Source organism: Hymenobacter radiodurans (assembly GCF_004355185.1).
GTDB classification, from domain to species: domain Bacteria; phylum Bacteroidota; class Bacteroidia; order Cytophagales; family Hymenobacteraceae; genus Hymenobacter; species Hymenobacter radiodurans.
The window spans coordinates 689,693-702,389 of sequence record NZ_CP037922.1; the positions used below are offsets into that span (position 1 = coordinate 689,693).

The 12,697-nt window shown below is 53.0% G+C and carries 9 protein-coding genes and 2 pseudogenes; 8 read left to right on the plus strand and 3 right to left on the minus strand.

The annotated features are described in order from the left end of the window. Positions 1-243: 243 nt before the first annotated feature. A complete protein-coding gene (locus EPD59_RS04140) occupies positions 244-1,074 on the plus strand; it encodes a murein L,D-transpeptidase catalytic domain family protein (protein ID WP_133271677.1) in 831 nt (276 codons plus the stop codon). Between the two features lie 74 nt (positions 1,075-1,148). On the opposite strand, the pseudogene EPD59_RS04145 reads toward EPD59_RS04140, so the two are convergent. From EPD59_RS04145 to EPD59_RS04155, 3 genes and pseudogenes are all read right to left on the minus strand, one after another. Beyond that, positions 1,149-2,209 (minus strand): annotated as a pseudogene (locus tag EPD59_RS04145) (Ldh family oxidoreductase). A gap of 114 nt (positions 2,210-2,323) precedes the next feature. After that, positions 2,324-3,277, minus strand: coding sequence for a Ppx/GppA phosphatase family protein (locus tag EPD59_RS04150; protein WP_240731612.1), 954 nt, complete (start codon positions 3,275-3,277; stop codon positions 2,324-2,326). Positions 3,278-3,326: 49 nt separating this feature from the next. After that, a complete protein-coding gene (locus tag EPD59_RS04155) occupies positions 3,327-4,208 on the minus strand; it encodes a class I SAM-dependent methyltransferase (RefSeq protein WP_133271679.1) in 882 nt (293 codons plus the stop codon). A 133-nt stretch (positions 4,209-4,341) separates the two neighbouring features. Here EPD59_RS04155 and EPD59_RS04160 point away from each other — a divergent pair, with 133 nt between their 5' ends. The 7 genes and pseudogenes from EPD59_RS04160 to secA all read left to right on the plus strand — a co-directional run bounded on the left by EPD59_RS04160 (position 4,342) and on the right by secA (position 12,627). Beyond that, positions 4,342-4,848: a DinB family protein gene (locus EPD59_RS04160; protein WP_133271680.1), complete on the plus strand. Its 507-nt coding sequence runs from the start codon at positions 4,342-4,344 to the stop codon at positions 4,846-4,848. A gap of 45 nt (positions 4,849-4,893) precedes the next feature. Further along, entirely contained in the window at positions 4,894-5,688 is a 795-nt protein-coding gene (dapF, locus tag EPD59_RS04165; protein ID WP_133271681.1) for a diaminopimelate epimerase, read from the plus strand. 37 nt (positions 5,689-5,725) lie between these two features. After that, positions 5,726-6,262 (plus strand): GNAT family N-acetyltransferase, encoded by a 537-nt coding sequence (locus EPD59_RS04170; RefSeq protein ID WP_240731613.1) that lies wholly within the window; start codon positions 5,726-5,728, stop codon positions 6,260-6,262. Positions 6,263-6,487: 225 nt separating this feature from the next. Then, positions 6,488-7,009 carry a glycosyltransferase family protein gene (locus tag EPD59_RS23465; protein WP_317128448.1) on the plus strand — a complete coding sequence of 174 codons (522 nt, stop codon included), beginning with the start codon at positions 6,488-6,490 and terminating at the stop codon, positions 7,007-7,009. A gap of 50 nt (positions 7,010-7,059) precedes the next feature. Then, a complete protein-coding gene (locus EPD59_RS23470) occupies positions 7,060-7,710 on the plus strand; it encodes a glycosyltransferase (protein ID WP_317128449.1) in 651 nt (216 codons plus the stop codon). 95 nt (positions 7,711-7,805) lie between these two features. Then, positions 7,806-8,987: a UDP-galactopyranose mutase gene (gene glf, locus EPD59_RS04180; protein ID WP_133271683.1), complete on the plus strand. Its 1,182-nt coding sequence runs from the start codon at positions 7,806-7,808 to the stop codon at positions 8,985-8,987. 227 nt (positions 8,988-9,214) lie between these two features. Continuing rightward, positions 9,215-12,627 (plus strand): annotated as a pseudogene (secA, locus tag EPD59_RS04185) (preprotein translocase subunit SecA). The last annotated feature ends 70 nt before the right edge of the window (positions 12,628-12,697 follow it).

Genomic DNA, 12,697 nt, shown 5'->3' on the forward strand with positions numbered 1-12,697 from the left:
GATTGATACACGAAAGTAGCCTACCTGTTGGTAGCATCTAGACCCGGAAAAACGGCTGATAAGCGGTTAAGCAGATATCAGCGGAAAACCTTAAAGGAATCAAAAAGGCCTTCAGGATGTTAAAACAACTCTAGTACTGAAATAGATAGCTATATCGTTTTGTAAGGCTTTGCGTATAAGAGCCTTTGTGTGAAGAAGGTAAGCTCTGCTTAGCTAAGCTACTCATCCTAAAGAATCAAGCAGATGGAAAAGACCAGTGTAGTACATCGTCAGCGTGTGAAGCGTCGTGCCCGTCGGGTAGTTCGGCGTATGCTGCCCTTTATGGCTTCGCTGTTTATGGCCACGCCTCTGGCCACGCCCATCAAAAGCTCCATGGCTAATGCAAAAGGAGTAGAGACGAAAATGCCAACGGAAAAGGAAATGGAAGCAGCCTTTTTCGATCAGCGCATGCACGATCTATACCGCGACCTAAATGTGGAGCAGCAGGGCTTGCGCTTTGAAGTATTTGAGAAAGCCATGACGGGCTACCTCAATCTGCGGAACGAAAACAAGCTCGGCGACAAGCAGCTTTTGACGGTTGTTGACTTTGAAAAGCCTTCCACCGAGAAGCGTTTGTGGGTATTAGACCTCGAAAAGAAAGAAGTCAAATTTCACACGCTTGTGGCTCATGGCCGTAACTCGGGCGAAAACCTGACTAGTACCTTCTCCAACGAAAATGAGTCGAATATGAGCAGCCTGGGCTTTTATGTAACCCAGGATGAATATATCGGCAAACACGGCCGCTCGCTTAAGCTGGACGGTGTGGATGAGGGATACAACACGAATGCTTTAGCTCGCTCAGTGGTCATGCACGGTGCCGACTATGTGAGTGAGGAGTTTGTGCGTCAGTATGGCCGCTTGGGCCGTAGTCTCGGTTGCCCAGCCCTACCTATGGACCAATACGCCCAGATTATTGATGAAGTAGGCGGCAAAACCTGCTTGTTTCTGAATGGTCCGGATGAAAATTATTCCTCTAAGTACCTAAATCATGATGTCGCCTTATCTACTTTGGCGAGTGCGAATCAAATGATTTAAGTGTAAGTTGAATAGATAGAAAAGCCCCCAGAAATATATCTGGGGGCTTTTCTGTGTTAAATATTACGCTAACACTAAAGCTGCACGCCAAACTTACGGCCGACTGTCTCCAAATCTTGCACTACGGTTTCGAGCAGCGGAATGCCCCCCAATAGGCGCTCAGCAGCCATTTCACGTTCTGGGTCACCAGGGATGAGGACTTGCTGGCCATCTACGGCGCGGGCTTGCCGAAACGTGGAAATCCAGTTATCCATGTGCGCCTTGAACTCAGCAGCGGGGCGGAAGGCATCGACGCGCATAGCGCCAAAGAAGTGACCAATACCCTGGCCTACTGGGTCGGCGGGGGCTGGAGGAAAGCAACGAAAGGCGGTACCCAAGGTCCATAGTTGGCGCCTGATAATACCGCCGAAAAAATATCGACTATGCTACCCAGGCAATACCCTTTATGCGACCCTGTTTCGCCCCCCAATGGCAATAAAGCGCCGCCGTCTTTCAATTCATTGGGGTTGGTGGAGGACTGTCCCTGCGCATCCTGAATCCAGCCAGCGGGCGCAGGCTGCTGCTTGCGCTGCAAAATCTCGAGCTTACCGTTGGCGGCCGTCGTAGTAGCAAAGTCGGCCACAAAATCGGGCTGCTCACCAGCCGGGATAGCCACGGCAATCGGGTTCGTACCCAGCAAACGATCAAGCGAGTGGGTTGGCGCTACTAGGGGGCTAGCGTTAGTCATGGCAATCCCGATCATATCGTGGGCCAGCGCCTTCATCGCATGGTAGCCCGCAATGCCGAAGTGGTTGGAATTTTTTACCGAAACCCAGCCTGTACCGGCGATACGCGCTTTTTCTAAAGCTACCTGCATCGCCTTGGGCGCCACCACCAAGCCCAGTCCACCGTCGCCATCCACTACAGCGGTGCTGGGCGTTTCGTACACTACTCCCACCCGCGGCGTCGGATTGATGCGGCCAGCTTCCCAAAGACGCACATAGCCGATGAGCCGCGCCACGCCATGCGAGTCGATGCCGCGCAGGTCGGCGGCCAGCAGTGCTTCCGTAGCCGTAGTGGCGTCGGCCTCAGGGCAGCCGATACTACGAAACACAGCCTCGGTAAATGTGAACAGATGATTGTAGGAAAAGGTCATAGCAGGAAATATGCAGCAAGCTCGGCCGCGTAGTCGTGGATTAAAGAAAAGTGCGAAGAATGGAAGTGAAAGCGCTGGGGGGCAAATACTACCTAATCAGCCAGCTGTCTGGATTCAGGCCTTCAGAATCTCCGCCAGTAGCCCCTCCTTCAACGCATATGACGAAGCCCTTATATTGGAATTGGTAAGGTGGTAAGTCGTCAGGATGAAATCAATCAGGATACAGGCTACCACAATCATATCGGCGCGCATGGGCGTCATGCCGGGCATGGCTAGGCGTTGCGAGTGAGTAGTGGTGAGCAGTAGTTCGTAGCTCTGATAAAAGCTCTGGAGCGTAATTTCGGTAACGGGCGGCGGCATTTCGGGGCGAAACTCATTGCGCTGAGCTGCCTGCAAATCTCCGAGTGTATCAAATGTGCCGGAAGCCCCAACGAGGCCAACAGGCTTGAACTGCTGCACGGCCGCTGTCAGGGGCGCAAGTTGTGCAGCCAGATACGCCTGCTCCTCGCGTACATCGTCAGCGGTAAGCGGATCATGCTTGAAAAACAAGTCCAGTAGACGCTGAGCCCCAATCTCGAAGCTTTGTTTCCAGAAAATGGTGTCCTCATTAGCAATGATGAACTCCACGCTGCCCCCGCCAATATCCACCAGCAAGTGTGGCGATTGACCTAGTGCCACGGCCTGCCGCATGCCTTTACAGATTAGCTCAGCTTCCCGATCGCCCGGAATAATATCGACTTTAATACCTGTCTGCTCGAATATTTCTTCTGCCAACTCCGCGCCATTGCGGGCGCTGCGTACGGCGCTGGTAGCTGTAGCGCGTACATCTGTCACTTGGTGCAGCTCTATTTCTTCCTGAAAGGCCGCCAGGGTGTGTAAAGCCCGCGCATAGGCCTCAGGCGCAATTTCGCCGTTGCTAATGCCACCCTCGCCCAGCTTCACGCCCACTTTGGTACGCAGCAATACGGTGGGCTCGGCGTCGGAGCTCGTGGGGGGCATTTCCACGATGAGCAGGTGGAACGTGTTGGTGCCCATGTCAATCAGGGCCAGACGCGGCGTTTTGGTCATTGTCATGGGTATGAATGCAGGGAAAGGCTCCCTTTGGCAAGGTGTGACTTTAGGAGCTAAAGCGGCAAAAAGTACCTAGCGGCAGCTTGCGCTGGCCTTGGTCGTGCAAATAAATCTCGCCGATTTCGCGAGTGCCTCGGATGGCCGGAAAAATATTAGCGACCAGATTATCCAGGATAAGCGCCGAGAAGCCCAGCGAATACAAGTTGATCAGAAAAAAATGATCCTGCGGGTCCAGCAATTCTTTGCACAGCTTCAGCAGTTCGTTCAGTTCATCTTCCAGTTGCCATTTCTCCCCATTCGGGCCACGGCCGTAGGCGGGCGGATCGAGGATGAGGCCTTGGTATTTGCTGCCACGCTTCACCTCGCGCCGCACGTATTTCATGGCGTCTTCTACCAGCCAACGCACCCCATCGAGCTGGCTGGCTTCCATGTTGTCGCGGGCCCAGAAGTTGACCTGCTTCACAGAGTCGAGGTGCGTAACATCGGCGCCGGCGGCCCGCGCGGCCAGGGTAGCGGCGCCGGTGTAGGCAAAGAGGTTGAGGACTCGCGGCTGGGGGGCTTTTCTCTTTTTGGTTTGCTCAAAAATGAAGCGCCAGTTGGGGTCTTGCTCCGGGAACAGCCCGACATGCTTAAATGCCGACAAGCCCAAGCGGAAGCGCAAATGCAAGTCGCCTTGGTCGTAGTTAATTACCCATTGCTCGGGCATTCCTGCCTTCAGTTGCCACTGTCCGCGCTCCTGGCTGCCTTTTTCGCGGCGAAAGGTGGCGTGGGCGCGTTCCCATTCGCTGGGGGGCAAATGTTGGTCCCAGATAGCTTGGGGCTCGGGCCGGGCCAGCACGTAGCGCCCAAAGCGTTCGAGCTTTTCAAAGTTGCCCGCGTCGAGCAATTCATAATCGGGCCAGGTGCCGGTAGTGAGGAAGGAATACATAAGGCGTCGTAAAGCTGCCGCTGAGCAGGCAGCCAAAGGTAAGGTAGTCGCGTAAGCTTTGTGTTTGATGGTGTTATTTTAGGAGCTGCAACTATCGTATAGCGTTTCACTCAAGCCTCTACTATTATTCACCATGACTACTTCGCAAGCTAGCATGAATGAAACCTCGCGCATTGTTGACCAGCTTCAGCGTGCCTTCGATGGCGATGCGTGGTCGGGCCCGTCGTTGCTGACTACACTGCAGGGCCTCAACGCTACGCAAGCAGCAACCCGGGTACTACCAACGGCGCACAGTATTTGGGAAATTGTGCTGCACCTAACAGCCTGGATAGAAACGGTGCAGCAGCGTATACAGCAAGATAAGCTGATTGAAATATCAGCCGCTGCCGACTGGCCATCTGTCCCATCCGGGGCCGATGAGGCCGCGTGGCAACAAGCCCTAGCCGATTTGCGCCACGCCCATACTCATCTGATTGATGCGGTAAATCAATTGACTGATTCTGATCTTGACCGGCAACTAGGCGGGCCCCGCGACCATGAGCAAGGTGGTGGAGTAAGCTACTATATCATGCTCCACGGGCTGGTGCAGCATAATCTCTATCATGCCGGCCAAATTGCTTTACTGCATAAATCCGTTTAGAACATCAACGTGCAGTTTACCGCCCATAAATGCGACCTTTGCTCTATGACACTTCGTTTCTATAAATACCAAGGCACCGGCAACGATTTTGTGATGGTGGACGATCGTGCGCATGCGTTTGATGCTACCAATCATCAGCTGGTGCGCCGCCTCTGCGACCGCCGACTAGGAATAGGCGCCGATGGCCTGATCCTGCTACGTCTGCACGCCGACTACGACTTTGAGATGGTGTATTTCAATGCCGACGGGTATCTGGGCTCCATGTGTGGCAATGGTGGGCGCTGTACCGTGGCCTTCGCGCATCACTTGGGAGTTATTGAAAACGAAGCCCGTTTTATTGCCGCCGATGGTGAACACGAAGCGCATATCGAGGCCGATGGAACCGTAAACTTGCGTATGCAGGATGTGCTGGGCCAGCAGGAGGTAAGCGAAGACGGCGTATTCCTGAATACAGGTTCGCCCCACATCGTACGGTTTCTGGATGCCAGCCGACTGGCCGAGCTGAATGTGGTTAGTGAAGGACGAGCCATTCGCTACAACGAGCGGTTTCGGGAGCGCGGTACGAACGTAAACTTTGCCGAAATGCCCCCCACGCCCGATTTGCCTTGGCAAGTGCGCACCTACGAGCGGGGCGTAGAGGATGAAACCCTTTCCTGTGGCACTGGCGTGACGGCCGTGGCACTGGCCGCTTCCCGGCGCGGAGCTGTTAGTCCGGTGCAACTACGTACACCGGGTGGCGATCTACGGGTTGCTTTTGAAGCGCTGCCTGATGGCTCCTTTACCAATATTTATCTCAGCGGCCCGGCTTTGCGCGTATTTGAGGGCAGCATAGACGTATAGCCAGCTGCCATTTTGCCCCCCAACTGGCTCGTGTTGGGTGCCCACTCGTATTTCAGGTCAAATGGTAGCTTCTCCGGTTTTTCTGCGCGCTCTGGAAGACTCCGATCTGGATTTCCTTTACGCACTGGAAAATGACCCCGAAATATGGGGCGTATCAGATACCATAGCACCGGTGTCGCGCTACGCCTTGCGTGAGTACTTAGCTCACGCAAACGCCGATTTTTATGAAGTGCGCCAGCTACGACTCGTTATCTGCGCTCAAACGGATCAGCGACCCGTGGGCATTCTCGATATATTCGATTTTCAGCCTCTACATCTGCGGGCCGGGCTGGGCATCACCATCCTGAGCGCTGAGCGTCGGCGTGGCTATGCGGTGGCTGCCTTGGCGGTAGGGGTAGAGTATGCCCGCCTCACGCTACGCCTCCATCAACTGTATTGTACTGTTGCGGCCACCAACCAAGCTAGTTTGCGCTTGTTCCGTAAGGCAAGTTTCCGGCGGATTGGGGTACGACAAGACTGGCTGCGGACGGCCGTTGGGTGGGACGATGCGGTTGAGCTTCAAAAAATTTTATAAGCAGTACTGTGTAAGGCAATTAGCGTCAGGCTAAATACTTACAACTTTTAGCGACAAGCCAAGCGACACCTAGTGTTGAGGTTGGCCTGTGCTAATTAAAGTAGCATTAAAAAGGTAGCATCCTTTTTAGCAAATGCCCGTATAGATTAAGCGTTGTAGCACCGGAGAATTATACTGTTGAGTTAGCGCATCCGGTTTACCACGATACTTCCTAGCCATTTGTCTATGCCGATTTCTACCTCGGCTGAAACGCCTACGCGCGCTTCAGTCTCCGTATCAACCCAAAATACTGCTTCTTCCCAAACGATTAACCATACACTCTCCTCTTACTCACTCCCGGATTTAGTTTGCTTTGCGCACCTACACTGGGATTTTGTATGGCAGCGTCCTCAGCACTTATTGTCGCGTTTTGCGCAGTATGGGCGGGTTTTTTACGTAGAAGAGCCTTTTGTGCATGGCGATGATCCGGCGCTTGAAGCACACTTTGAAATAAAAGAGCGTCAGAATGGATTGAAAGTGCTGGTGGCTCATCTGCCGGCCGGCCTTAGCGAGGAAGCTACTAATCAGGCACAGGCGAAGCTACTGACGCAGTACTTTGCTGAAAATAGGATCAACCAGTTCGTAGCGTGGTACTATACCCCGATGGCGCTCAGCAAATCGCGCCATTTGCAGGCGGCGCTTACCGTGTACGACTGTATGGACGAGCTAGCAAATTTCAAATTTGCCCCCCGCAGTTACGTGAGTTAGAACAAGAACTTTTTAAGCGCGCCGATCTGGTATTCACGGGAGGGCAAAGCTTGTACGAGGCCAAAAGCCTGCAGCATGCAGATGCGCACGCCTTCCCCAGCAGCATCGACAAAGCCCATTTCGGGCAGGCCCGTGAAGCAGGAGTTGATCCGGCTGATCAGGCCAAAATCGCACATCCTCGCGTTGGGTTTTTTGGCGTGGTAGATGAGCGCCTGGATATTGAACTACTCGGTCAGTTGGCGAAAGCGCATCCAGAATGGCAGTTTGTCATCATCGGGCCAGTGGTAAAGATTGAAGAAACCGCTTTGCCGCGCACTTCTAATATTCATTACCTGGGGGGCAAAGATTACAAGGAACTCCCTGCCTATCTGCGGGGTTGGGATGTAGCTACGTTGCTTTTCGCTGATAACGAGAGTACTAAGTTTATTTCGCCCACCAAAACGCCCGAGTATTTAGCTGCGGGCAAACCTGTAGTCAGCACACCAATCCGGGATGTAGTGCGGCCTTACGGTGAGTTGAACTTAGTACAGATTGCCGCCAAGGCCGAAGAATTTGGGCAAGCCATCGGGCGAGCGTTGCAGCAAAAAGACGATGCTGAGTGGTTAGAGCGCACGGATGCTTATCTGGCCACCATTTCCTGGGACCTTACCTGGCAAGATATGGTCAGCTTGATGCAACAACGCTTAGCCGACAAGAGATAATTGGATAATACCGAATCGTAGGTAGTCCTCGTAATTACTGACACTTTAAGAAGCCTTTCCGCCCCTTTATATCTCACCAAAACACAAACTTAGCTATGTTCGATTATCTGATCGTTGGGGCCGGCTTCGCTGGCAGCGTACTAGCCGAACGGCTCGCTACCCGCTCAAACAAAAAAGTTTTGATTATTGATAAGCGCAACCACATTGCTGGTAACGCCTACGATCATTACAACGAAGACGGGGTGCTGGTACACAAATATGGTCCCCACATTTTCCACACTAACTCGAAAGACGTATTCGAATACCTTTCCAATTTTACTGATTGGCGACCTTACGAGCACCGCGTATTAGCCTCCGTTGATGGACAGTTGGTGCCTATGCCTATCAATCTGGACACCATTAATAAGCTCTATGGCTTAAGCCTGAACAGCTTTGAGGTAGAGCAGTTTCTGGAGTCGCTGGCCGAAACCATTCCGGTTATTAAGACCTCGGAAGATGTGGTCGTCAGCAAAGTAGGCCGCGAGTTGTACGAGAAGTTCTTTAAGAACTACACGCGGAAGCAGTGGGGCATGGATCCTTCGGAGTTGGATAAGTCGGTGACCTCGCGTGTGCCTACTCGCACCAATCGCGACGACCGCTACTTCACCGATACTTATCAAGCCATGCCGTTGCACGGCTACACCCGCATGTTTGATAAGATGCTCGACCATCCAAACATCAAGGTGATGCTCAACACAGACTATCACGAAATAATCGACTTCGTCCCGTTCAAGGAAATCATCTTTACGGGACCTGTTGATGAGTACTTCGACTTTAAGTTCGGTAAGCTCCCGTACCGCTCGCTAGAGTTCAAGCACGAAACACTGAATGTGGAGAAATTCTTGGCCGCACCGGTTGTGAATTATCCCAACGAGCACTTGTACACGCGCATCACCGAGTTTAAGGCGCTTACTGGTCAGCAGCATCCCAAAACTAGTGTAGTGTATGAATATCCCAAAGCGGAAGGAGACCCATACTACCCCATTCCACGCCTCGAAAATGCTGAACTGTACAACAAGTACAAGAAGTTGGCTGATGAGACACCGAACGTACACTTTGTAGGCCGCTTGGCTACCTACAAGTACTACAACATGGACCAAGTAGTAGCGCAAGCTCTCACCTTATACAAGAAGCTAACAGAGAAAACAGAGGAAGCTCAAAAAGCCAAAAAGCCAGCTATTTCCGGCTCTACCTCACTCGTAGAAAAACTTGTTTCCCGCGCCCCTGCTAAGGAGTAGTAGATAATATAACACTTGTGAGGCCTCTGGCCCTTTGCGACAGAAGGAAACGAAAGTCAAAAAAGCCCCCGGAACCTGACAACCTTTCCTTATTGGAAACCCCGCACACTCTTTGAGGTGGCGGGGTTTCGTCGTTTTAGAGGCTGGGGGGCATTTTGGCCGGTACTTTCCCAAAAACGCCGTAAATTTGGAGTGCGCCCCGGCGTTTTAAGCTAAATACTATCAGCATGTTTGATTTTCTAGGGAAAACTGTCGCCAAGATTTTCGGCTCTAAATCGGAGCGGGACTTGAAAGAGATTATCCCATACGTGGCGCTCATTAACGCCGAATATGCCAAATTGGCATCGCTCTCCGACGACCAACTGCGTCAGCAGACCCAGGAAGTCCGCGCTCGTATCGATGCTCACCTCAAGGCCACCGACGACCAGATAGCCAGCCTACACCAGCGCATCACCGACCAGCCTAACCTCGATATCACGCAAAAAGAGCAGCTTTTCGACCAGATCGATGCGCTCGAAAAACAGCGTAACAAAGAGCTGGAAGTAGTGTTGCTACAAGTGCTGCCTGCCTCTTTTGCTATCGTGAAAGAAACGGCGCGCCGCTACAAAGAAAACGGCCAGCTGACCGTTACGGCCACCGACTACGACCGCGAATACGCTGCCCGCAAGCAGAACGTCACCATCCAGGGCGACCAGGCGGTGTGGGCCAACAAGTGGATTGCCGGCGGAGCCGAAATCACTTGGGACATGGTGCACTATGATGTGCAGCTAATTGGCGGCGTAGTACTGCACCAGGGTAAGATTGCCGAAATGGCCACTGGTGAAGGCAAAACCCTGGTTTCAACCCTCCCTGCTTTCCTTAATGCGCTGGCGAAGCGTGGTGTACACCTCGTAACGGTGAACGACTATCTGGCCAAGCGTGACTCGGAGTGGAATGCGCCCCTGTTCGAGTTCCACGGCATTACTGTGGACTGCATCGACAAGCATCAGCCAAATACCGATGCTCGTCGCCGCGCCTACGCTGCCGACATCACCTACGGTACCAACAACGAATTTGGCTTCGACTACCTGCGCGACAACATGGCGCGCGAGACCGAGGAGCTAGTGCAGCGCAAGCATCACTACGCCATGGTCGACGAAGTTGACTCCGTACTGATCGACGATGCCCGGACGCCGCTGATTATCTCCGGTCCAGTGCCTCGTGGCGACGTGCATGAGTTTTATCAGCTGAAGCCCCGCATTCAAATGCTGGTGGATGCTCAGAAAAAGATCGTGCAGGATTACTTGGTGCAGGCTCGTAAGCTCATCAAAGAAGGTAAAGACGGTGCGGAAGCTGGTGGGAAGGATGGCGAAGGTGGGTTGATGCTGTTCCGTGCTTACCGTGGCCTGCCCAAGAGCAAGCCGCTCATCAAGTTCTTGTCTGAGACGGGTATGCGTGCCATTCTGCAGAAGACAGAGAACTTCTACTTGGCGGACAACTCGCGGCAGATGCCAAAGGCCGATGAGCCGTTGTACTTCACGATCGACGAGAAAAATAACCAGATTGAGCTGACTGAAAAGGGCATCGACCTGATTACGGCTCAAGGTGAAGATCCGCAGCTATTCATCATGCCCGACATCGGGATGGAAATAGCCAAAATCGAGAACAGCAAAGCCATTGGCGACGAGGATAAGCTGCACCAGAAAGAAAAGCTGATGCAGGATTATCAGGAGAAGTCGGAGCGGGTACACACTGTGAACCAGTTGCTGAAAGCCTACACGCTGTTTGAGCGCGACGACCAGTACATCCTGACCGACGACGGGAAGGTGAAAATCGTGGATGAGCAGACCGGCCGTGTAATGGAAGGTCGTCGTTACTCCGACGGCTTGCACCAAGCTATTGAAGCGAAGGAAAACGTGCGCGTTGAAGACGCTACCCAGACCTACGCTACGGTTACGCTCCAGAACTATTTCCGCATGTACCACAAACTGGCCGGTATGACCGGTACGGCCGAAACGGAAGCGGGCGAATTCTGGCAGATCTACAAACTCGACGTAGTCGTGATTCCGACCAATCGTCAGATTTCACGCAAAGACGAGCACGACAAGGTTTACAAGACAGTTAGGGAGAAGTATAATGCCGTAGCCGAGGAGATTCAGACGTTGGTACAAGCTGGTCGGCCCGTGCTGGTAGGTACTACTTCCGTGGAAATCTCGGAGCTGGTAAGCCGTATGTTGAAGCTACGCGGTATTCAGCACCAGGTGTTGAACGCGAAGCAAAACCAACGCGAAGCTGAGATTGTAGCCGGTGCTGGTTTCCCCGGCACCGTGACCATTGCCACCAACATGGCCGGTCGTGGTACCGACATTAAGCTAAAAGAAACTTCCCGTGAATCAGGTGGTCTGGCCATTATAGGTACGGAACGCCACGAAAGCCGCCGCGTAGACCGGCAGCTACGCGGTCGTGCTGGTCGTCAGGGTGACCCAGGTTCTTCGCAGTTCTTTGTATCGCTGGAAGACAACTTGATGCGTTTGTTCGGCTCGGACCGCATTGCCAAACTCATGGACCGGATGGGCCTGGAGGAAGGCGAGGTAATTCAGCACTCCATGATTACGAGCAGCATCGAACGTGCTCAGAAGAAAGTGGAGGAGAACAACTTTGGTACTCGGAAGCGCCTACTAGAGTACGACGACGTGATGAACGCTCAGCGCGAAGTGGTGTACAAGCGCCGCCGCAACGCCTTATTTGGTGAGCGTCTGGAGCTAGATATCTGGAACATGATCTATGATGTCTGCGACGACATCGTGAACGTGCACAAAGTCAGCAACGACTTCGAAGACTTCAAACTGGCCGTTATTCGGGTGTTTGGCTACGATACGCATCTTACCGCCCAAGACCTAAACAGCCAGCAAGCGCCTGCTTTAGCTCAGAAACTGTATGATGAGGCGTTAGGCTATTATCAGAGCAAAAATGACCATATCGCGGCCAATACGCTGCCGCTGGTGAATGACCTGATCAATCAGAACGCGCCCTTCGAGAATATCGCCATTCCGTTCACCGATGGCCGCAAGCAAATTACAGTCGTTACCAACCTGCGTCGCAACCAAGCAACCGGAGGCCACGAAACGATTCGGGGCATGGAGAAAATCGTGGTGCTTTCCACCATCGACACGGCTTGGACGCAGCATCTGCGTCAGATGGACGACTTAAAGCAAGTAGTGCAGAACGCGGTGTACGAGCAGAAGGACCCGCTATTGGTGTACAAGTTTGAGTCGTTTGAACTGTTCAAGCAGATGATCGGCAAGGTGAACGAGGAAACTGTATCCTTCCTTTTCCGCGCCGACATCCCAATGCAACAGGAAGCTGGTCACACCCAAGAGCCGGAGTTCTTTGTGGAGGCCGATTTGCCCCCCGCCCCGAAAGCTCCCAAGCTGAAGGCACAGAAGGAAGTATCCTCAGTTTCGCTGGGTGCCGGCCCGAGGATTTGGCCCCCGAGCCAGCGCACGTGCTGGAGAAGCAGCAACCGGTGCGGGCGCATAAAGTGGCTAACCGCAACGAAAAAGTAAGCGTGCAGTACATGGACGGCCGCATCGTGCGCGATGTGAAGTACAAAACCGTAGAGGACGATATACTGAATAACCGCTGCGTTTTGGTTGACTAACAACTGGCCCCGCATTTAGCAAGTGAAGTAAGTGGCAGGTGGCTTTCTAGGAAGCTGTCTGCCACTTGTT

What these genes read in the sequence shown, in the direction of transcription:
- dapF (WP_133271681.1), top strand. Translation starts at nt 4,894, where the DNA reads ATGACACTTCGTTTCTATAAATACCAAGGCACCGGCAACGATTTTGTG.
- EPD59_RS23465 (WP_317128448.1), top strand. Translation starts at nt 6,488, where the DNA reads ATGCCGATTTCTACCTCGGCTGAAACGCCTACGCGCGCTTCAGTCTCC.
- glf (WP_133271683.1), top strand. Translation starts at nt 7,806, where the DNA reads ATGTTCGATTATCTGATCGTTGGGGCCGGCTTCGCTGGCAGCGTACTA.
- EPD59_RS04155 (WP_133271679.1), bottom strand. Translation starts at nt 4,208, where the DNA reads ATGTATTCCTTCCTCACTACCGGCACCTGGCCCGATTATGAATTGCTC.
- EPD59_RS04160 (WP_133271680.1), top strand. Translation starts at nt 4,342, where the DNA reads ATGACTACTTCGCAAGCTAGCATGAATGAAACCTCGCGCATTGTTGAC.
- EPD59_RS04150 (WP_240731612.1), bottom strand. Translation starts at nt 3,277, where the DNA reads ATGACCAAAACGCCGCGTCTGGCCCTGATTGACATGGGCACCAACACG.
- EPD59_RS04140 (WP_133271677.1), top strand. Translation starts at nt 244, where the DNA reads ATGGAAAAGACCAGTGTAGTACATCGTCAGCGTGTGAAGCGTCGTGCC.